Annotated in this window: 17 protein-coding genes and 3 pseudogenes; 7 read left to right on the top strand and 13 right to left on the bottom strand. The window is 57.4% G+C overall.

Going from position 1 to position 20,068, the window contains the following annotated elements; all coding sequences use genetic code 11:
- Positions 1-308 precede the first annotated feature (308 nt).
- Both ACRRSD_RS00100 and ACRRSD_RS00095 read left to right on the top strand, forming a co-directional pair.
- Complete coding sequence (locus tag ACRRSD_RS00100) at positions 309-2,714, top strand: glucose/quinate/shikimate family membrane-bound PQQ-dependent dehydrogenase (RefSeq protein WP_435036574.1); 2,406 nt, start codon at positions 309-311, stop codon at positions 2,712-2,714.
- A gap of 104 nt (positions 2,715-2,818) precedes the next feature.
- Positions 2,819-4,117 (top strand): carbohydrate porin, encoded by a 1,299-nt coding sequence (locus ACRRSD_RS00095; RefSeq protein ID WP_435036573.1) that lies wholly within the window; start codon positions 2,819-2,821, stop codon positions 4,115-4,117.
- 71 nt (positions 4,118-4,188) lie between these two features.
- On the opposite strand, the gene ACRRSD_RS00090 is transcribed toward ACRRSD_RS00095, so the two are convergent.
- The 3 genes from ACRRSD_RS00090 to ACRRSD_RS00080 form a co-directional block, all read right to left on the bottom strand.
- Entirely contained in the window at positions 4,189-4,380 is a 192-nt protein-coding gene (locus ACRRSD_RS00090) for a hypothetical protein (RefSeq protein WP_435036572.1), read from the bottom strand.
- Positions 4,381-4,559: 179 nt separating this feature from the next.
- Complete coding sequence (locus ACRRSD_RS00085) at positions 4,560-4,823, bottom strand: hypothetical protein (RefSeq protein ID WP_435036571.1); 264 nt, start codon at positions 4,821-4,823, stop codon at positions 4,560-4,562.
- A gap of 166 nt (positions 4,824-4,989) precedes the next feature.
- A complete protein-coding gene (locus tag ACRRSD_RS00080; protein WP_150649294.1) occupies positions 4,990-5,637 on the bottom strand; it encodes a hydrolase in 648 nt (215 codons plus the stop codon).
- 177 nt (positions 5,638-5,814) lie between these two features.
- Here ACRRSD_RS00080 and ACRRSD_RS00075 point away from each other — a divergent pair, with 177 nt between their 5' ends.
- Together ACRRSD_RS00075 and alaE are read left to right on the top strand one after the other, a co-directional pair.
- Complete coding sequence (locus ACRRSD_RS00075) at positions 5,815-6,738, top strand: LysR family transcriptional regulator (RefSeq protein ID WP_435036570.1); 924 nt, start codon at positions 5,815-5,817, stop codon at positions 6,736-6,738.
- A 31-nt stretch (positions 6,739-6,769) separates the two neighbouring features.
- Positions 6,770-7,231 carry an L-alanine exporter AlaE gene (gene alaE / locus ACRRSD_RS00070; RefSeq protein ID WP_435036569.1) on the top strand — a complete coding sequence of 154 codons (462 nt, stop codon included), beginning with the start codon at positions 6,770-6,772 and terminating at the stop codon, positions 7,229-7,231.
- A gap of 203 nt (positions 7,232-7,434) precedes the next feature.
- On the opposite strand, the gene ACRRSD_RS00065 is transcribed toward alaE, so the two are convergent.
- From ACRRSD_RS00065 to ACRRSD_RS00030, 8 genes and pseudogenes are all read right to left on the bottom strand, one after another.
- Positions 7,435-8,472 carry a GGDEF domain-containing protein gene (locus ACRRSD_RS00065; RefSeq protein ID WP_435036568.1) on the bottom strand — a complete coding sequence of 346 codons (1,038 nt, stop codon included), beginning with the start codon at positions 8,470-8,472 and terminating at the stop codon, positions 7,435-7,437.
- 180 nt (positions 8,473-8,652) lie between these two features.
- Positions 8,653-9,018 (bottom strand): annotated as a pseudogene (locus ACRRSD_RS00060) (methyl-accepting chemotaxis protein); the annotation flags it as partial.
- Between the two features lie 180 nt (positions 9,019-9,198).
- A pseudogene (locus ACRRSD_RS00055) lies at positions 9,199-9,534 on the bottom strand (PAS domain-containing protein); the annotation flags it as partial.
- Positions 9,535-10,023: 489 nt separating this feature from the next.
- Positions 10,024-10,908: a hypothetical protein gene (locus ACRRSD_RS00050; protein WP_435036567.1), complete on the bottom strand. Its 885-nt coding sequence runs from the start codon at positions 10,906-10,908 to the stop codon at positions 10,024-10,026.
- Between the two features lie 239 nt (positions 10,909-11,147).
- Positions 11,148-11,420, bottom strand: a pseudogene (locus ACRRSD_RS00045) (response regulator); the annotation flags it as partial.
- A 454-nt stretch (positions 11,421-11,874) separates the two neighbouring features.
- The gene (locus tag ACRRSD_RS00040) at positions 11,875-13,449 is read right to left on the bottom strand and encodes a phospholipase D family protein (protein WP_435036566.1); all 1,575 of its coding nucleotides are present in this window, start codon (positions 13,447-13,449) and stop codon (positions 11,875-11,877) included.
- Between the two features lie 351 nt (positions 13,450-13,800).
- The gene (locus ACRRSD_RS00035; protein ID WP_435036565.1) at positions 13,801-14,535 is read right to left on the bottom strand and encodes an SDR family oxidoreductase; all 735 of its coding nucleotides are present in this window, start codon (positions 14,533-14,535) and stop codon (positions 13,801-13,803) included.
- A 180-nt stretch (positions 14,536-14,715) separates the two neighbouring features.
- A complete protein-coding gene (locus tag ACRRSD_RS00030) occupies positions 14,716-15,660 on the bottom strand; it encodes a helix-turn-helix domain-containing protein (protein WP_435036564.1) in 945 nt (314 codons plus the stop codon).
- A gap of 218 nt (positions 15,661-15,878) precedes the next feature.
- Here ACRRSD_RS00030 and ACRRSD_RS00025 point away from each other — a divergent pair, with 218 nt between their 5' ends.
- From ACRRSD_RS00025 to ACRRSD_RS00015, 3 genes are all read left to right on the top strand, one after another.
- Complete coding sequence (locus ACRRSD_RS00025; protein WP_127927465.1) at positions 15,879-16,643, top strand: SDR family NAD(P)-dependent oxidoreductase; 765 nt, start codon at positions 15,879-15,881, stop codon at positions 16,641-16,643.
- Between the two features lie 175 nt (positions 16,644-16,818).
- Entirely contained in the window at positions 16,819-17,076 is a 258-nt protein-coding gene (locus ACRRSD_RS00020) for an Atu4866 domain-containing protein (RefSeq protein ID WP_435036563.1), read from the top strand.
- An 81-nt stretch (positions 17,077-17,157) separates the two neighbouring features.
- Entirely contained in the window at positions 17,158-18,075 is a 918-nt protein-coding gene (locus ACRRSD_RS00015) for an AraC family transcriptional regulator N-terminal domain-containing protein (protein WP_435038561.1), read from the top strand.
- Between the two features lie 11 nt (positions 18,076-18,086).
- Here the strand turns inward: ACRRSD_RS00015 and ACRRSD_RS00010 are convergent, their stop codons facing one another.
- Both ACRRSD_RS00010 and ACRRSD_RS00005 read right to left on the bottom strand, forming a co-directional pair.
- Complete coding sequence (locus tag ACRRSD_RS00010; RefSeq protein ID WP_435036562.1) at positions 18,087-19,433, bottom strand: glutamine synthetase family protein; 1,347 nt, start codon at positions 19,431-19,433, stop codon at positions 18,087-18,089.
- Positions 19,434-19,454: 21 nt separating this feature from the next.
- Positions 19,455-20,012: a helix-turn-helix domain-containing protein gene (locus ACRRSD_RS00005; RefSeq protein WP_435036561.1), complete on the bottom strand. Its 558-nt coding sequence runs from the start codon at positions 20,010-20,012 to the stop codon at positions 19,455-19,457.
- Between the last annotated feature and the right edge of the window lie 56 nt (positions 20,013-20,068).

The following is a 20,068-nucleotide window of genomic DNA, read 5'->3' as shown; positions in this document are numbered from 1 at the left end:
AGCATATCCATATAGCTCTGCGCATCCATTGACCGCTCTGGGTCGGGCTACCGGGCGGTTCTTCGTCGCATTTACAACCCGGCGCAAATGATTTACGCCTGAGTGCACGGCAGAGGATATCTGTCACAACTCACAATCAATCTGACGGAACAGCGATTTTTGTGCGTATTTCGACAGACATTTCCACATCTGAGACCTCCTCAGGCACGAGTCGAAAGCTCGAACTACGCTTCACGTTGAAATTTGTGATTTAACTAGGTAGTTACCTAACTATATAATGCGCGCCTCATTTCAACGGGACACTCAACGTGAAGCAGAGTCAACGCCTCTCGGGCATATCAAAATTCATTCTGATCGGGCTGGGCGTCGTCATCGCCCTGCTCGGCTTGGCGCTCGCTGCTGGCGGCGTGAAGTTGGTCAGCCTGGGAGGCTCGTGGTACTTCCTGGTGGGTGGCTTGGTCATGACCGTTTCCGGTCTGCTGATCGCGCGCTTCAAGCTTGCCGGCGCGTGGTTGTTCGCCGCGTTCCTGGTGGGCACCGCGATCTGGGCGGTGAGCGACGCGGGGCTGGTGTTCTGGCCGGTGTTCTCGCGCCTGTTCATGTTCAGTGTGATCGGTTTGGTCGTGGCGCTGGTTTATCCGCTGCTCAAGCGTGCCAACGGTGGCGTTGCGGGTCGCGGCGCTTACGCCGTGGCTGCGGTGCTGGCGGTCGGCGTGGTTGTGGCGGCCGGCAATATGTTCGTCGCCCATCCAACCGTGGCGGCAACCGGCACTGGCCCGGGCCTGACCCCGGTCGAGCCGGACAAAGCGCAAAAGGACTGGGCGCACTACGGTAATACCGAAGGTGGCAGCCGTTTCGCTGCGCTGGACCAGATCAACCGCACCAACGTCGACAAGCTGAAAGTCGCGTGGACCTACCACACCGGTGACGTCGCCGAGAGCGATGGCAACGGTGCTGAAGACCAGCTCACCCCGCTGCAGGTTGGCAACAAGGTGTTCATCTGCACCCCGCACAACAACTTGATCGCCCTCGATGCCGACACCGGTAAAGAGCTGTGGAAGAACGCGATCAACGCCCAGTCGAAAGTCTGGCAGCGCTGCCGTGGCATGGCCTATTTCGACGCCACCAAAGCGATTGCTCAGCCGAGCAACTCGTCGATCATCGAAGCCAAGCCTGCACCGGCCGCCAATTGCCAGCGTCGTCTGCTGACCAACACCATCGATGCCCGTCTGATCGCGGTCGATGCTGACACTGGCGAGTTCTGCCAGGGTTTCGGCAACAACGGTCAGGTAGATCTGAAGGCTGGTCTGGGTGATGTCCCGGACAGCTACTATCAGTTGTCGTCCGCGCCGTTGATGGCCGGCACCACCGTAGTGGTTGGCGGTCGCGTAGCTGACAACGTGCAAACCGACATGCCAGGCGGCGTGATCCGTGGTTTCGATGTGATGACTGGCGCTATGCGTTGGGCCTTCGATCCGGGCAACCCGCAGGATAAAAAGGCTCCGGCCGACGGCAGCACCTATGTGCGCAGCACGCCGAACAGCTGGGCACCGATGTCCTACGACCCGGCCACCAACACCGTGTTCCTGCCGATGGGCAGCTCGTCGACCGACATCTATGGTGTCGAGCGCAGCAAACTCGATCACACCTACGGTGCTTCGATTCTCGCGCTGGACGCCACCAACGGTGACGAGCGTTGGGTATTCCAGACCGTGCACAACGATCTCTGGGACTTCGACCTGCCGATGCAGCCGAGCCTGATCGACTTCACCAAGGACGGCAAAACCGTACCGGCGCTGGTCATCGGCACCAAGGCCGGGCAGATCTACGTGCTCGACCGCGCCACCGGCAAACCGCTGACTGACGTGAAAGAAGTACCGGTAAAAGCAGCGAACATCCCGAACGAACCGTACTCCCCGACTCAGCCGAAATCGCTGGGCATGCCGCAAATCGGCGCGCAGCACCTGACTGAATCGGACATGTGGGGCGCTACCCCGTTCGACCAGCTGCTCTGCCGCATCGACTTCAAAGGCATGCGCTACGACGGTTTGTACACCGCGCCGGGCACCGATAAATCGCTGAGTTTCCCGGGTTCGCTGGGCGGCATGAACTGGGGCAGCATCTCCACTGACCCGGTGCACGGCTTCATCTTCGTTAACGACATGCGTCTGGGTCTGTGGATTCAGATGATTCCGTCGCAGAACAAAGGCCAGGCCGCTGGCGGTGGCGAAGCGCTGAACACTGGTATGGGCGCCGTTCCGCTGAAAGGCACGCCGTACGCCGTGAACAAGAACCGCTTCCTGTCGGTGGCCGGCATTCCGTGCCAGGCACCACCGTTCGGCACGCTGACGGCGATCGACATGAAGACCCAGAAAATCGCCTGGCAGGTTCCGGTTGGCACCGTTGAAGACACCGGTCCACTGGGCATCCGCATGCACCTGCCGATCAAGATCGGTCTGCCAACCCTCGGCGGCACGCTGTCGACCCAAGGTGGTTTGATCTTCATCGCCGGCACCCAGGACTTCTACCTGCGCGCCTTCAACAGCGGCAACGGTGAAGAAGTCTGGAAAGCACGTCTGCCAGTCGGCAGCCAGGGCGGCCCGATGACCTATGTTTCGCCGAAAACCGGCAAGCAGTACATCGTCATCACCGCCGGTGGTGCGCGTCAGTCGACCGATCGCGGCGACTACGTGATGGCTTACGCCTTGCCGTAAACCACTGCGTCCACGTTAAGCGCGGACGCTTGCTTTGAGCGCGGCACCTTCGGGTGCCGCGCTGCTTTCCCCCTATTGCTCAAGTTTTCTGCAGGAAGATTTACATGCTATCGGCTGTTGGTTTTTCCCGTTCCGACCTGTTCAAAGGCCTGTTGCTGGGCGTCGCGTGCACCACTACCCTCCCCGCGCTGGCTGACAACGATTCCGATCTGTTGACCCGCAGCACCCTCACCGGTGACTGGGGTGGCTTGCGTCACCAGATGGATGAACAAGGCGTTAAATTCACCGGCGATTACAGCGGTGAAATGGCTTACAACGCCGATGGCGGTTTGCATCGCTCGGCGCGTTACTCGCAGAACATCAAGCTCGGCGTGCAGTTCGACCTGAGCAAACTGTACGGCGTCGACAACGCCGGCAAGGTCCAGTTGACCATCAACGACCGCCGCGGCAACAGCGCCTCGGAAGATCTGGTCGGCAACCGACTGCCGATCCAGGAAAACTACGGCGGCCTGTACACGCGCCTGACCGAACTGAGTTACGAGCGCAGCCTGTTTACCCCGGCGCTCAATGTGAAACTCGGTTACATGGCCATGGGCAACGACCTCGGCGGCCTCGACAGCGGCATTCTGTGCAACTTCATGAACGCCGGTTTCTGCGGCCATCCGCTGAACATGTCCGGCGGCAGCGGCTGGACCAACTACCCCAATGCCCATTTGGGTGTACGGGTGAAATACGACCTGTCGTCCTCGTGGCAACTGCGCGTGGCGGCGTTCAACGTCGACCCGGAAAGCAACGGCAATTCCAGCCGTGCCTGGCATCTTGGCCCGAAACACACCACTGGCACCGTGGTGCCGATCGAGTTGGTGTACAAGCACGCGGGTGAATTGCCTGGCGAATACAAGCTCGGTTACTACTACGACAGCTCCGATGTAAAACGCATCGGCAGCGATAATGAAGTGTCCGGTCGCGGCGGTCATTACCTGCTGATCGATCAGGCGGTCTGGAACTCGCCGACTTCCGAAGGCCGCAGCCTGCATGCCTTCGGCCAATACTCGGCGGCCAGCGAAGCGGCGTCACCGTTCAGCAAGTGGTACGGCACCGGCGTGGTTTTGTACAAACCGTTCGAAGGTCGCCCGCGTGACACCGTCGCTCTGGGTTACGGTCGCGCCGTGCCGAACCCGCGTAGCCGTGACGTGCTGCAAGACGCCGCATTGAACAACGGCACGGCGTTCCCGAACCTGGACAGCGCCGAGCAATTGATCGAACTCGGTTATGGCTATCAAGCCACGCCTTGGCTGACGTTGCGCCCGAACGTGCAGTACGTCATCGAGCCAGGCGCGTTTTCCGGGCAGGACATCGACAATGCGCTGGTGTTTGGTTTGCAGGTGAAAGCGGCGCTCTGATCTCCAAATAGCAGGCAATAAAAAACCCGGTTCGAATGCCGGGTTTTTTATTGGCTTTTCTATTATCTCGGCTATGGATGTTCACTCGAGACCGAGTTATTGGCATCGACATCGCTCATGTCTTCATCGACCGGCGCATCGTCGTCCGCCGGTAGCGGCACCTCAGGTTGATCGCGCCGCGGATCATGGGCGGTCTCGTTGTCGGTGGTGCGGGTAACTGGCTGCTGAGAGGTGTTGCCCGGCGCTTTCTCATCAATGTCCATGCTGGCTCTCCTGCTGAAGCACGGAAATTCCGCGCATAAACCTCAGAGACGATCCGTCACCGCGAGTGCCAGCCAATGGACGAATGGCAACACTCCATGGCCTTAGCCATCAACAGTATTCTGTCGCTGGGTTGTCGAAAAGGAAGCCAGGGCGTAAAGCCCTGGCAGACGGAAAAAGATCACTTTTTCTTTTTAGCCGGCTTATCAGCCTTCTTGGAATCCTTGGCCTTCTCAGGTTTGCTATCGGTTTTTTTGGCAGACTTCTTGGGCTCGGCGTCTTTTTTCTTGTCTTTCTTGTCCTTGTCGGAGGACTTCGAAAGCGCCGAAGCCGCCGCTGATTTCTTTTCAGGTGATGACTTTTTGTCTTTCAAGTCCTTGCTGGCTTTCGAAGCGTCACCTTTTTTGTCTTTGCTTTTCTTTTCGTCTTTAGCCACGTTGACCACCTCTCGGAGTGTGCCGTTATTGACACAGCGCCTGTGCGATTGACCACAAGCTAATCATTAGGCGAGCAGGTTCCGAGGCCGTTCAGATTATTTTCAGGTGTCGAGACAGGCCAAATGAAGGCAGCGCCGATTGTCCCCAGCGCCACCTTCAGCAACAGCCGCTTAATCAGGCCTTGTTGCCCGACGCTTGCAGCGCCTTTTCAGCGTTGAAGCCATCGAAGTTTTCGAACACGCCCATAAAGCCCGGCACGCTCACGTCTCGCGCCCAGTCGCGCTGAAGTTCGCAGTACATCTGCACCCGGCTGATGAGCTTCGCCCCCGCCTGTTCCATTCGGCGCAACGCCGCCTCGTGCGCGGCCAGTGAAGTGCCGCCCACCGCATCGACCGGCACATAAACCTCATAGCCTTCCTGAATCGCGTCGAGCACCGGGAAGGTCAGGCAGGCTTCGGTCCACAGCGCGGTCATGATCAGTTTCTTGCGCCCGAGCGCTTTGACCGCCTGCTTGAACTCGGTGTCTTCCCAACTGTTGATCGACGTGCGGTCATAGGTGGGCAGATGACCGAGTACCGCTTGCAACTCTTGAATCGGTGGTTTGTTGCGGCCCGTCGCGACATTCACGGTCGAGTGGATGATCGGCAGGTTGTAGTTGACGGCCGCCTTCGCGACGCTGGTGATGTTGAAGACCAGTTCATCACGCGGCATCGAGCGGATCGAAGACACCTGAACCGGTTGATAGTCAATGATGATCAACGCTGAATTCTCGGGCGTCAGCAGTTGATCGGTGTGGGGGTTGCGGATTGCTTCGCTTGCCATTTGCAGGTCCTTTTGTAGGGGTAACGCACGTGGGTGAACGGCGGAAGCCCGTGCGGCTAATGGTTCCAGAACGCACGCGAGTGACGCCGTGCCTGGAAAACCCATTGTGCTGTTCCCCTATCCGTCGCAGTAGTAGCATCCCGAGGCGAACTGTGTCGCGCCAAGGGGAACGCGGAAATGGATATCGAAGAACTGCAAACCTTTGTGGACGTAGCGGATGCCGGGGGTATTTCACAAGCGGCGCTGCGGCTCGGGGTCTCGAAATCAATCGTCAGCCGTCGGCTGGCCCGGCTTGAAGCAGAGCTGGGCGTGCAACTGCTGGCTCGCTCGACGCGCGGGGCATCGCTCACCGAGGCCGGCGCGACGTTCCGCGATTACGCCGCCCGAGTCTGCAGCGAAATCGATATCGCCAGGGAAACCATCCTGCCCGCCGGCGCTCTTCGCGGTCGCTTGCGCGTAGCGGTACCATTGTCGTTCGGGCCGACGCACTTCGCCCCGGTGTTGGCGGAAATGGCTCGCCGTCACCCTCAGTTGCACATGCAGACCTGCTACAGCGATCGCTTCGTTGACCTCATTACCGAGGGCTACGATTGCGCCATTCGCGTGGGATATCTGCAGGACTCCAACTTGATCGCAAGGCGTATCGGCCCGGTCTACACCAAGCTCGTCGCAAGTCCGGACTACATCAAGGCGCACGGTGCCCCCGAAACCCCGGACGAACTGCACGCCCATCAGGCACTCATGCAAGGCACCGAAGCCTGGCAATTCATAGCGGCTGACAAGGTCATCACGGTTCGCCCGCAAGGACGCTTCAAGGCTGACAACGGTACTGCGCTCGCTGCGGCCGCAGTTGCCGGTCTTGGCGTCGCCTATTTGCCCGATTGCCTGACCCACGAACACATCGCCTCGGGTGCACTCGTGCCGATCATGACCAACCATCCACCGCCACCAGCCGGTGCCTACCTCCTCCGCGCGCCAGGCCCGCATCCCGCGCGCAAGATCCGCGTGCTCAGCGAACTGCTGATCGAGTACTTCGGCGAATCACCGCACCTCGCGGTGCAGCCGCTGTCACAGCACGAAGAAGCGCCGGCGTTTAACTGAAGAAAGCTGAAGCCATGAAAGGAGAATCGAGGTGCCGCAACGCCTGCAACAGCCAACGCGTCGGACTGCATTTATCGCAGACACCACAGCGCTGATCCTGTTTTTCACCACCACCGGGATCATCAATGAACGTTTCATTGCCGGCATGACCTGGGATCAGGTTCTGCAGGCGCGCCTGCTGGGCGCGGCGCTGATGATTCCGGTCGCGCGACCTTACGGTGTCTGGCGCGATTGGCTGATGACGCGCGCCGGTCAGGGTCGGCTGTCGAGATTGATATGGGACAGCATCGCCCTGGTCAGCTTTCAGGTGCCGATCTATGCGGCGATCATTGCCTTCAGTGGTGCATCGGGAGAAGGCCTGGTGCGCGGCACGCTGGGTGCGGCGGTGATGATGCTGGTGCTGGGTCGACCTTATGGGGCGTTTCTTAACGGGGTGCGGAGGCTGTTTGGCTTGCCTCCGGGTGGGGACAGGCCAATGTCGTTGAAGGGTTGAGTGGCGGATATCGGCCAGAGTGGTCACTCAACTATGGAGCATTGAACGATGTCGTCGTGCCCCATAAGGAACCGGAGAAAGTTTTCAGCATCCGAACGACTCGCAAACATTAATGTAAAGGAGCCCAGCGTCAATAAGCAGCAAGGGGGAGATTCGATGTCTTCGAACACGATTTTCACAGTCGTCCTCCAGTCAAGCCTTCATCATGTAGTCACAGGGAATGGCGGCTTGATCCGTTTGCCATCCTGAAACACTCGATCTTTACCGTCATGCTTGGCTTTATACATATTGGTGTCTGCGCATTTAAGCACTGCTGACATATCCGATGTTGCCGAGAACTGCGCAATCCCGGCACTACAGGTGTATCGATGAGGGGGCAATACACTATTGCGGATGCCTGCCAATAAGCGCAACGCGTATTCATGGGCAACGGCGTCATCGCCGCCCAACAACAAGACACCGAACTCCTCCCCGCCAATCCGCCCGACACTGTGGCTGCCTGGAGTAGATTTCAGGCAAGCGGCCATGGCGCATAAAATCTTATCGCCCACATCGTGACCATACTGATCGTTTTTCTGTTTGAAGCTGTCAACATCCAACATTATGAAATAACCGCTATGACCTCCTGCCAATGCACTCTTGAAGGTCTCCATAAAGGCACGTCGGTTAAGTATCGAAGTCAGAAAATCCGTCTCCGCCAACATTCTGAACTCACTCTCCACCAAGAGCACCGAACGCATATTTCTTAAATATGTAAAGCTCAGTGTAAAGCCGATAGACATCGAAGCAATGCAAAAAATGGCCAGATAAACCTCGAGTTCGCGATACAGACCGACGTCAAGAGTGGGCCACATTAATATCCAGACAAGCACTGCGGATAGCAAATAGTCTTGAGCCGAAACAAATAAAATGGCGCTGCTTAACACGATAATTACAGCCAGCGGAAGTGTGAAAACGCGCAACTCGACATTATCCGCAATGACATGCGCAAAACCCAATGACAACAAAAAAATATAGACGCCGCCGAGCATTCTCCAGATCCAGAAATCAGCGATAACCCGGTGAACATGCCAAACCAACAACAAAGATAACGTAACGAGAATGTTTGGCAGGTTCAGCGTAGTCATGGGATCAATCAGCAAAACGCCTATCCAGGCAACAAACCCCGCCATTTCAATTTTGGTAACCGCTGGTGATAGCAATGTTCGCATTCTTGGCCTGATCTTGAAAATCGCCGGCATCCTAAAACTCCTTTTTCGAAACGACCTGGATGTAATTGCAATATCAAAGCGAGAGTTCATCCATGACGTAGATACTCTCGAATACAGAAGATCATTTTTTAACCAGAAAAAGAACACATGCAACAATTGCGTCGCCTACGACTTATCAACTTGGAAGCACTACTGCGCGGCATAAAAAGTTTAATCCAGGTCGCTGGTGACCCTGCCAATTGCTTGCACGACCTGCTTGGCGCCCAGCTGGATAGCAGACATCGCCATGCCTGCCTGCTCGGACAATTCCAGCAAAACGTCGGCCTGGTCTCTGCTGCACTGGACGCGTGATGCGGCTTGACTCGCCAATTCACGATTCTGCCGTACCACGCCAGTGATCTCTTGCGTGGCCACACTGGTGCGGCCGGCAAGTTTGCGCACTTCATCGGCCACTACTGCGAAACCTCGCCCGTGTACCCCAGCGCGTGCCGCTTCGATAGCGGCGTTAAGCGCTAAAAGATTGGTCTGGGTGGCGATGGCGCCGATGGTGTCGACGATTGAACCGATTAATTGCGACTGCGATTCAAGCGCAGCCATGCTGTCGGTTATTGACGCCATCTGTTGTGCGATAGTTTGCGTACCGAGCACTGAATCGGCGACCAGATCCATACCCCTGTTAGCTTTCACATCGGTATCCAGCGACACGTCGTAAGCCATAGTTGCGGCTTGCCTGACTACTTCGGCCTTCTCGACTTGCTCTGTCACTACGCTCGCAAATTTGGCAATTTTATAAACTCGCCCAGAAGCATCCTTGATGGGATTGTAAGTGGCCTCCAACCACACCACTTTTCCACTTTTATCAACCCGGCGAAAGCGCCCAGCGTTAAACACACCCTTGTTCAGACTCTGCCAGAACTCGGAGTAATGCGCTGAAGCCACGTCATCCGCCAAGCAGAAAATGCGGTGATGGCGACCTTCTATCTCCGCAAGGCCATAACCCATGGCTCGAACGAAAGACTCGTTTGCATAAATGACTTCACCGGCAAGGTTGAATTGAATCATCGCCATCGAACGGTTTAGCGCGCTGAACATTTCGATGGCCTCCTGTTCATCCCGTGTCAGGGACGGGGCAACCATGCCATAGCCTTGGAAAGTACGGTTTGCTGCGGTGATCCAACCGATGGTGAGTGTCACAGCTCGGCCGTCGCAGGTGCGATACCGTTGCCGTTCGATAGCGCACAAGTTCGGCGCGAAAGCGTTGTTCGGCTGATCAGTAATGTCGCTCACGGCCATGTTCGACAGCCTTTCCAACGAATACCCAAGCGCCTCTGCAAACCGCTGGTTGGTCGAAACGATTCGTCCTGCTGTATCGACACGTATCGATAGAAAAACTGACTCGATACCGGCGAGCGTACTGAGCAACGCCGTCAGTTCCTCTTGACAGTTAAAAAGAGCTTTCTTGATTCGATGATTAAACACACTGACCTCCGGGATGAGCAAGCGCAAAACAGGACAATGCTTTTATAATCAAAAAACTTTTGCGAGGATTGTTTATTAATAATTAACTATCAAACTTGAATCTTAAAAACTGCAAACATCGACAGTCCTACTCTTAACCTCGTACTCGGAGACACCTAGCTCCATACCGACCCGAGTAATTGCAAAACAGATTGACATTGCCCGCCTGATCAGATCGATAAACGCCGGACTCAATTCAACAAAACGCTTGTCGCACTTAAAGTAACCCTGTAACTGTCCTTCTTTGATCATGCGTTGCATATGCGTCTTGGATACTCCCAGACGCGACGAAATCTCAAGATATGATGAGACCTTGTAACCGGTTTCCAGAGAACCGTTTCGCAAGGCATCGGTATAAAGTGCAAGCATCGGCAAGTGACCACCATCCCGATTGAGAATCCATTTTGCTTCAGGTAAAAGTTTATCGAGCAAGAAGCCTGATTCAAGTATTCTGGCGAATCCACGAGCATAAACCCGTAGTAAATCCGCTGACCTTCCTAACTCTGGCAACCAGCTATCGGACAGAGAGATCATCTGCGACGGCAGTAAATACGACTTGAGCAGCAGCGTGGCAGCGCACAACGTTTTTTCCGTGGGTTGGAAACTACGCTGACGTCCATCCTGAACGTGTAGCTGAGTATTCATATAGCCGCTGACGACCAAAAAAGAGAAATAAGAGTCTAGACTATTACGAGACATATAACCGCGCGTCTGGCAAAACGCTTTCACTGTGGACAACGGTACTTGTTCATCTCTGTAGTTAAAACTCAACAAAGAAAGAGCTACCATAAACCTGTCATACTTAAGAAGATTTTTATAGAAAAAAGGTTTTTCCCGATAGCTTTCCATTATCAAATCGAAATGTAGAAGAATAGCTTCATCTATATTCCCTCGCGTCATTTCAGAACTGGTCTCTTTTACACACTCAAGCAGATCAGCTGTGTTCATCGACAATCTCTATACAAAATCAAATAGTTACTACCCACAATGCACGTAGTATATGCGTATTCCAACAGCTGGCTGAATCACCCCAAAAATGTTTTATGGCCTTACTTGGATCCAAACGCGGAAAACACGGCGCGCGCGTGATCGACTCCTTTGGGCCCATAGTGTTTAAAAACGCCTGCGCGTGCCCTTGCTATGATTTCTGAGGATCATTGCAGGGATCGCCCTTCAACCTGCTTACCGGTGAGGAAAATGATCGGAATATGCCGAATGCGAGCGTCAAGCTTGAGCTGTTCGGCAACGTCATAACCGGACAGGCCGGGCATCATGATGTCCAGCAGGATCAGATCGGGAAGCGGGTCGGCCTGAAGAAGGCGCAGGGCTTTTTCGCCGCTGTTGGCGGCTTTGACCCGATATTTGTCCTTGAGCAACTCGGCGATCAGCATCAGATTATCGGCTGTATCGTCGACCACCAGAACGGTCGCTGATGGATAAACGCCGTGAGTGCTATCCATGGTTGTTGGCTCCCTTGCCAGACAATTAAGGAGTCGGCGTGCTTGCACCAATCTCTTGCTGGCAAGCGTAGCTAGAAAAGCTGCAATCGCTAGGTGCAGATCGGTTGAATCCACAGCCGATAGCAGCCCCTCTCACCCCTTGTGTCGGCAATTACGCTTTGGCGGCACCTGTCTTGCGTTTCAGACGCTCACGCTCCCTATTGACTAACAATTTATGGACTGGGCTGTTTCGACAAAATCCAGCAAGGCCTGTATCTCTTGGGTGGCTTGAGGGGTGGTTTGCCCCTGTGCGTCCGGAACGATGGCGATGAGGCTGCTGCCCGCAACCAATAGCAACAGGCTGAATAGCCGCACCGTGTCCCTCATCCCTGTATCCTCTTTCTGATCGTGAAAGCAACGCAGTGGCCGCCAACAGAGACCACGCCGTCGTCGTTCGTCGATGCCCCAAGTGCCTCTACAACATCTTCTCCAACCCGATCGTGCTGCTAAGCCACGAATTGAAGTGTCGCCACCAACTCCCCGGCTCCTTGGTCAACGTATGCTGTTTACCGTCATCCTCGGTGACCCAGACCATCTGATTGTTTTCCAGCACAGTGTGGTAACTGAGCGCCGGTGCCATACCTTCCAGGGCCAGTTCACGCACCCGTCCGGCGAGTTGCGGATTATCGACCAACACCCCGACTTCGGTGTTCCACAAGAGTGAGCGCGAGTCGAAATTGAACGAGCCGAGGAATGCTTTCTGCTGGTCGAAAATCATCGCCTTGCTATGCAGGCTGGAGTCGGAACTGTTGGAAGATCCGCTGTGAAACAGGCGCGGCCCGCCGCCTCTGTCGTCGCTGTCACCATTGTCGCCGGCTTGGCGCCGTAGCTCGAACAACTGCACGCCATGCTCCAGCAAGGTTTGCCGATACGGCGCGTACGCACCGTGCGCGGCAGGCACATCAGTAGCTTCCAGTGAGTTGGTCAGCAAGCTGATCGACACGCCGGCGTCGGCACGGTCGGTCAAGTACACCACCCCCGGTTGGCCCGGCACCATGTAGGCCGAGACCATGATCAGTTCCTCGGTAACCCCGTTCAGCTCGGGTGCCAACTGGGTGGCCAACAGCAAGTGCGGAGCGGGTTCGCCCTTCGCCAAGACCTTGCTCGGCGCATCCCACAGCGCTTTGTTCCAGGCCCAGATCAGCTCCCGCCGCCAGACCTGCAGGCGTGGATGCGTGGTGTAAGTCATCAGTTGCTGGTAAAGCGCATGATTCTGCTTGCGCGTTTCCTCAAGAGATTCATCCAGCCGGGTGCGACTGTTTTTCAGATCCGTGAGCGACGGTCTGATCGAGAGAAACTGCTCGATGGGCTTGCTCAGAGCACTGTTCCAATACTGGTCAAAACTATGGCCCAGATGCTCTGCAACCGGGCCGACACTGAGCATGTCGATGTCTCTGAAGTTCTTGTCGGGCTGCGCATCAAAATACTCGTCGCCCAAATTGCGCCCACCGACGATGGCCACGCAGTTGTCCACCACCCACAGTTTGTTGTGCATGCGTCGATGTTGCTGCGACAGGTCGAACAGCCGGCCCATCGTTCGCGTCACGACAGTGCTGCGGCCCAGGTGCAGCGGGTTGAACACGCGAACTTGAATCCGCGGGTGCGCAGCGAGCGTCGCGATAATCCGGTCGAGGTCATCGCTGGTGGTGTCATCGAGCAAAATTCTCACGCGCACGCCACGATCGGCGGCGGTCAGCAATTCGCTCACCAGTATTCGCGTGCTGATGCCGTCGTGGACGATGTAGTACTGCAAGTCGAGGCTGCTTTGCGCGTTGCGAATCAGCTCGGCGCGGGCCGAAAACGCCTCGGCACTCTCGGATAACAAACGAAACCCCGATCGGCCCTGATGAGGAGCGGCCTGGGCCTGGATAGAACGACCGAACGCTGAACCGTTCGCTGGCATGGCCTGACTGGGTTCGTGAGGAACATTGATGGTCGTACAACCGGCAACGAGCAAAGCGAGCATAAACAGCGGCTGTCGGATTTTCACGGAGCGTACTCCGATGGTGACAATCAGGGATGCCGGATACCGAAGAGCGGCCCGTTGGTTCCCTCCATCACTTTGGTCATCTCGACCGCGCGCACTGTTTCTTCGATCTGCGGGGTTGTTCCTGGAGCGTAGTTCATCCGCTGACAACCGCGGTCGCAGGGCAAGGACATTGCCGACAGCCGTCGGTAAGAAAAACACCAACTGCCAAAGCTTATGAAAATGACACCGCAACTCATTTTCGTAACGGCGCTTATATTCAGCGGCGTTTGCGATCCAAAACCCCAGGCCGCAAAGGCAGCCGTCCATGAACGACTGCCTCCGAACCCAAGCGCACCCTGCTGTCAGGACTAATCAGTGCGGACTGGCCGTCGGACGCACCACAATCTCACTCACATCCACATCGTCGGGCTGATCGATGGCATAGACCAGCGCTCGCGCAATAGCGTCTGCGTTGAGCGCCACGCGCCGGAAGGCCTTCATTTCCTCTCGGGCCACCTCATCGGAAATGGTATCGGCCAGTTCGGACTCGACGACGCCCGGGCACACCACCGTGACGCGGATCTTGTCCGTTTCCTGACGCAGGCCATCGGAGATAGCCCTGACCGCGAATTTGGTCGCGCAGTACACCGCGGCTGTCGGCGAAACCGCGAGGCCGCCGATCGACGAGATATTGATGACCTGGCCGAATCCTTGCGCCTCCATGTCCGGCAAGACGGCGGCAATACCGTGCAGCACGCCGCGCACGTTGACATCGAGCATCTGGTTCCACTCGTTGACCTTCAACGAAGTCAGAGGAGACAGGGGCATCACGCCAGCGTTATTGATGATCACATCGACCTTGTCGTGTTGCGCCTTGGCGAACGCCACGAACGCGTGCATCGACTGCAGATCCGTCACGTCCAGTGCGCAGGCACTGGCCGAGCCTCCTTCGGCCTGGATCTCGCCGACGAGTTTGTCCAGACGTTCGGTACGGCGGGCGCCGAGTACCACATGGGCACCTTTGGCGGCGATCAATCTGGCCGCCGCTTCGCCAATACCACTGCTTGCACCGGTAATCAGGACGACTTTGTTTTGAATGTTCGACATATCCGTAGCTCCTGCTCTCTGCATTGAAGTTCAGCTGCGACCGCCGAAGACGCGGGCGTTGCTGCGGGGTACGTCGAAAGATTAAGGGCACTGGCCTGCTCGGCGCGTGCCAAAACCTGCGCAACTTTTGCCTATTCGTGTCTGTGTTCATCTCCCGCAAACTTTGTGGCGGACCGGCACTCAAGCGCCACGGAAATCGCTGGGCGTTACGCCCACCTCGCGACGAAATACCTGGGAGAAGTGACTGGGGCTGGAGTAGCCGACCTCCAGCCCGATCTCGATGACACTAAGCCGGGTCTCCAGCAACAAGTGCCGTGCACGAACCATGCGCAAGCGAATGAAGTACTGCGAAGGCGACAGTCCCGTCGCACGCTTGAACAGGCGGCTGAAGTGGTACTCGCTCAGTTCGGCCAGTCTGGCCAACTTTGCCAGGCTGAACTCAGCGGCCAGATCCGCACTCATGGCATCAGTGACTTTGCGCAGCTTGTAGGCTTGCAAGGCGTTGACTCGACGTCCGGGTCGGGTCTCGGCGCGATAGCTGCGCACAAGATGTACGGCCAGCGCCTGAGCCAGAGACCGGACGAACAGAGCACTGGGCAAGCGCTCCCCGACCAGTTCGGTGCGCAGTTGCTCCATGACATACGCGACGCGCCCATCCCGTGCACCGGAAACATCGCGAAATCGGACATCCCCGGCATGCTCCCCCAACAACTCCCGTGACGCTTGCTCAATCAGCGGCAACCCCAAATAAAGATGCATGACTTCGAAGGTATCGCCTCCGTACGTCTGCCAGCGCATTTCATAGGGCTCATCAGAACTGGTGAGGAAAAAATCGCCGGCACTGACTTCTGCCGCCTCCCATTCCCCACCCGGCAGGCGCTCCTCCACCCTCGCCGCCCCCGCCAGAACCAAAACGAGCAGCGGTTCCACCACCGCAGGCACGAGAATGGGCTCGATGACGCTGCGATGGGTGAACAGCTGAATCACAACGTCCTTGATTTCGAGGCGCGGTGGAAACGCCTGTGTCTGGCCTGGCAGGTATTCACGCATCGACTCCCCAGTGATGCGTAGATCCTGGCTGGATATCGACAGTCGTTCCAGGGACGCTCGGCCGGTAGTTGGCATGAACAGGTCCTTTTCATAAGGGAGGCCGGATCGATGATATCGGGCTTTTCCCGCTGGCTGAACCGAGCGGCGAACCGTCCTCACTGATATTCGGCGCAAAACCCCGACAGCGTAGGCAATCTCACGAAAGCCGGCTTCGCCGCGCTGCGAGACAGTAGGCCCGTCGCCGTTGAAAGACACGGCTTATCCCCTACTTGATCACAATGCTGGAGAACATCATGACCGACATCAAGCACAGCACCCCGAACGAAGTGGCAGGTAAAGTCGCCCTGGTGACTGGCGCGGCCAGTGGCATCGGCAAGGCCATCGCACTGCTGCTGCATGCCCGCGGCGCCAAAGTCATTGCTGAAGATATAAACCCCGACGTGGAAGCGCTGGCCCGCCCTGGTCTGGTACCACTGGTGGCCGACATCGCTAAGGACGGTGCCGCCGAGCGTGCGGTCGCGTTGGCCGTCGAGCAATTTGGCCGGTTGGACATCCTGGTCAATAACGCCGGCATCATCATCAACAAGCTGGTCATCGACATGACTCGCGAGGACTGGGAACGCATTCAGGCGGTCAATGCCACGGCGGCATTCCTGCACAGCCGCGAAGCGGTCAAAGCGATGATGCCCAATAAATCCGGCTCGATCGTCAACATCGCGTCCTACGCCTCCTACTTCGCCTTTCCCACCATTGCCGCCTACACCGCCTCCAAGGGCGCACTGGCGCAACTGACGCGCACCCTGGCGCTTGAGGTCATTGGCCACGGCATCCGCGTTAACGCGGTTGGCGTCGGGGATGTGGTGACCAACATCCTCAACCATGTGGTCGACGATGGCCCTGCTTTTCTTGCCCAGCATGGCGAAGCCGCACCGATCGGCCGCGCCGCACAACCGGAAGAAATCGCCGAAGTGGTCGCGTTCATCGCCTCGGATCGTGCCAGCTTCATGGTCGGTTCGGTGGTCATGGCCGACGGCGGCATGACAGTCACCGCCGGGTGAGCCACTGCAGGAAAGAGCCGCCGCATGCTCGGCAAGCCCGAGAGGATCAGGCAAATCTGCGGCAGTTTCGTCGTAACACCGCTGCGCTCGGCTACGTAATCTGAAAGCACGCAACGGATGCAGACACAGGCCACGGCAGGCCGCTCAGGTGAACAACGTCAATGAGGACTGAACAATGAAAAACGCCAGACAAAACGCGCCTGAGCATCGTTACGCAGGCATGTGGGTCACCGCGGATGGATTCATCCGTCACGAACTTCTGGCCTCTGGGCGTTACGACGAGGCCCGTGGTAAAAACAACAGCGCTTATCAAGGCCGCTACGAAATGGTCGGTGACTACATCCAGTACTGGGACGACACCGGCTTCACTGCCGACGGGCATTTTCATGACGACGTGCTGTATCACGCCGGCATGATCCTCTATCGGCAATGAGCACTTTGATGATGTCGGATGAATATCGTCTGCCTGGACAGTTCCGGGCAGACGCTCATGAACACTTGTGAGAGCCTTGAAATGGAACAGAGCGATGCTTTCATCCTGCAAAACACGGCTATCTATCGCGATGAACTGGTTCGCCTGCTGACGCAACGCTTTACCGCGCCCGGGATCTACGAGACCGCCATAGCGCCCCTGCATGTCATCCGTTTTGACACGCCTTCGGAGCTTATCCATACGGTGCACAAGCCGGCACTTTGCCTGATCGTGCAAGGACAAAAAGAAGTCGGCCTGGGTGACGACCATTACCTGTACGACCCGCTCAGTTACCTGGTGGTCTCGGTGACGCTTCCGGTTGCCGGGCGCGTGCTGGTGGCCAGCCCGGATGCGCCCTACCTGTGCATCCGTTTTGATTTCGAGGCCACGGATATCGCCCAGGTCATCGCCGACGCGCCTCTAACGGGTGTTCCCGACGAACCGGAGCTAGGTCTTTTCCTTGAAAAAGTCGACGTGCCCCTGCTCGAAACGATGCTGCGGCTGGTACGGCTGCTGGAAACACCGAAAGACATCGGAATGCTGGCGCCGCTCGCGCTACGAGAGTTGTACTACCGCCTCCTGCGAGGTGTGCACGGACGTCGGCTGTACGAACTAGCCCTCGGTGATTCGCAGACTCGACGGGTGACGCGGGCCATTGATTGGCTGAACAAACACTACACCCAACCCTTACGCATCGAAGAACTTGCCCGGGTCGCCAATCTGGGCAGCTCTACTTTGCATCACCGCTTCAAGGCCGTGACCGCGATGAGTCCGCTGCAGTACCAAAAGCAACTTCGTCTGCAGGAAGCCCGCCGCCTGATGCTGGGTGAAGGACTGGATGTGGCGAGTGCCTGTTATCGAGTGGGCTACGAAAGCCCATCGCAATTCAGCCGCGAGTACAGCCGCCAGTTCGGGTGTCCGCCCTCCAGAGACGCCAGCCGGATTCGGCGCCCTGCGTGAGCCGGCGCCCTTCACAAATACCAGCGATACTCCCGCGCACTGATTTCCTGCATAAACGCCAGATGATCCTGGCGCTTGTTCTCGCAATACACATCGACAAACTCCGCGCCCAGCCCCTCACGCAACTGCGGCTGATGCTGCATCGCGCGCACGGCCTCGAACATTTCCTTTGGAAAATCAATCCCGCTGCTGCGGTCTTCGTTCAGCGGTGCGATCGGCTCTTTGCCCGACTCCAACCCATGCTCCAACCCCACCAGAATCGCCGCCAGTACCAGATACGGATTGGCATCCGCCCCCGCCAAGCGATATTCGACCCGTAGGTTTTTCACGTCCGACTCGGGAATGCGCAAGCACGCATCGCGATCCTCAAAGCCCCAACTGGCCTTGGTTGCAGTGTTCACCGTGCCGCTCAAACGGCGCATGGCGTTCTGGTTCGGCGCGAAGATCGGCATGCTGTGCGGCAGCAATTCCAGGCAACCTGCGACTGCATGGCGCAACGGCTGCTGATCGTTCGCCGCCAACAGATTATTCCCGGCGGCATCGTACAAACTGACATGCACATGCATGCCACTGCCCGGATGCTGCAAGTACGGCTTGGCCATGAAACTCGCGCGGTAGCCGTGTTTAAGCGCAACACCGCGCGTGCTGCGACAGAACAACGCCGCCCAATCCGCCGCACGCAGGCCATCGTCGAGATGGCCGAAGTTGATTTCAAACTGGCCGGGGCCGAGTTCAGCGGTGATCACGGTGGCGTCAATGCCTTGCGACCGCGTCGCTTCGACCATTTCATCCAGCACCGGCGCGAAGCGAGAGAGCCGCTCGATGTGCAGGTTCGGTTGATCATCGGCGTCGTCAGTCAGGTCGTCGCGGGGGAATTGCGGCAGACCATCGCGCAGCTTTTTATCGAACAGGTAGAACTCCAATTCAAAAGCCACCACCGGATGAATGCCTTTGCGCGCCAGGCGATTGAGCACCTGCGCAAGGACTTCACGGGGTTCGAATTCGATGGGCTTTTCGGTGCCGTCCGAAGAGATCAACATCTGCCCCAGCGGCTGCGCTTCCCAGGTCACCGGTTTCAGTGTGCCCGGCACCAAACGGCGCACGGCATCCGGGTCGCCGTCGTTGAAGCAGTAATCGCCGATCGGGAACAAGCCACCCTGCACGCCCAACAGTACGCAATTCTGCGGCAGCTTCAGTACGCTGCCGGCAGCGACTTTTTCGAGCATGTCGATTGGATAACGCTTGCCATAGAAGTGCCCGGGAATGTCCAGGCAAATCAGGTCGACATAACGCACCTCGGGGTAGCGTTGGCGAAAGGCACGCACTTCGGCGAGCAGGTCAGCGCAGACAGCGTCCATTGTGTTCATCCTTTGTTTTTATCAGGTGTAGACCCAAAGCACGCGGGTCAGCTGCTCGGTGAGGTTGCCGTAGCGGCAGCGGGTGTGACTGTCGAACTGGAAGCTGTCGCCCGCCTTCAGCGTGGTCGGTTCTTCGTCGTCGCCCAGCCATAAGGTCAGCTCGCCTTCGAGGACGTAACCGCCCTGCTCCGAACTGTCGGTCAGATGGCGATCACCGCTGCTGGCGCCGGCTTCGAGATGACTTTCGAGCATGGAGAACGAGGCACGGATCTGCGGCGACACCAGGATGTCAGTGATACCGTTGGCGTAATACAAAGTGCGGCGCTCGTCCGGCCGCGTGACCCACGGCAGCTCTTTAGGCTTGGGCAGGCTGTAGAAGTAAGTGGTCGGCACGCCGAAGGTTTCGCTGATTGCGGTCAGGTCCGCCACGGTGGGCCGCGACAAACCGCGCTCGACCTGCGACAGGAAGCCCACCGAACGACCGATCTTGTCGGCCAGGTCCTTCAGGGTCCACTTCTTGTGCTTGCGCAGGTCGTGAATAAGGATCGCCAGCGCGGCGATTTCTTCTTGCTTGTTCATGGACGCGATTCCGAAAAAAGTCTCATCAAATGCTGTCGCGCAGCCGATACCAGGCC

It is taken from the genome of Pseudomonas neuropathica, assembly GCF_051174785.1.
GTDB lineage: Bacteria > Pseudomonadota > Gammaproteobacteria > Pseudomonadales > Pseudomonadaceae > Aquipseudomonas > Aquipseudomonas neuropathica_A.
The sequence above is the reverse complement of the archived record's forward strand: the minus strand, read 5'-3'. Positions and strand labels throughout refer to the sequence as shown.

Bases quoted from the DNA above. Each gene is read 5' to 3' on its own strand.
- ACRRSD_RS00010 (WP_435036562.1), bottom strand. From the start codon at position 19,433: ATGGACGCTGTCTGCGCTGACCTGCTCGCCGAAGTGCGTGCCTTTCGC.
- ACRRSD_RS00020 (WP_435036563.1), top strand. From the start codon at position 16,819: ATGAAAAACGCCAGACAAAACGCGCCTGAGCATCGTTACGCAGGCATG.
- ACRRSD_RS00005 (WP_435036561.1), bottom strand. From the start codon at position 20,012: ATGAACAAGCAAGAAGAAATCGCCGCGCTGGCGATCCTTATTCACGAC.
- ACRRSD_RS00065 (WP_435036568.1), bottom strand. From the start codon at position 8,472: ATGCCGGCGATTTTCAAGATCAGGCCAAGAATGCGAACATTGCTATCA.
- ACRRSD_RS00030 (WP_435036564.1), bottom strand. From the start codon at position 15,660: ATGCCAACTACCGGCCGAGCGTCCCTGGAACGACTGTCGATATCCAGC.
- ACRRSD_RS00035 (WP_435036565.1), bottom strand. From the start codon at position 14,535: ATGTCGAACATTCAAAACAAAGTCGTCCTGATTACCGGTGCAAGCAGT.
- ACRRSD_RS00080 (WP_150649294.1), bottom strand. From the start codon at position 5,637: ATGGCAAGCGAAGCAATCCGCAACCCCCACACCGATCAACTGCTGACG.
- ACRRSD_RS00050 (WP_435036567.1), bottom strand. From the start codon at position 10,908: ATGAACACAGCTGATCTGCTTGAGTGTGTAAAAGAGACCAGTTCTGAA.
- ACRRSD_RS00015 (WP_435038561.1), top strand. From the start codon at position 17,158: ATGGAACAGAGCGATGCTTTCATCCTGCAAAACACGGCTATCTATCGC.
- ACRRSD_RS00090 (WP_435036572.1), bottom strand. From the start codon at position 4,380: ATGGACATTGATGAGAAAGCGCCGGGCAACACCTCTCAGCAGCCAGTT.
- ACRRSD_RS00075 (WP_435036570.1), top strand. From the start codon at position 5,815: ATGGATATCGAAGAACTGCAAACCTTTGTGGACGTAGCGGATGCCGGG.
- ACRRSD_RS00095 (WP_435036573.1), top strand. From the start codon at position 2,819: ATGCTATCGGCTGTTGGTTTTTCCCGTTCCGACCTGTTCAAAGGCCTG.
- ACRRSD_RS00025 (WP_127927465.1), top strand. From the start codon at position 15,879: ATGACCGACATCAAGCACAGCACCCCGAACGAAGTGGCAGGTAAAGTC.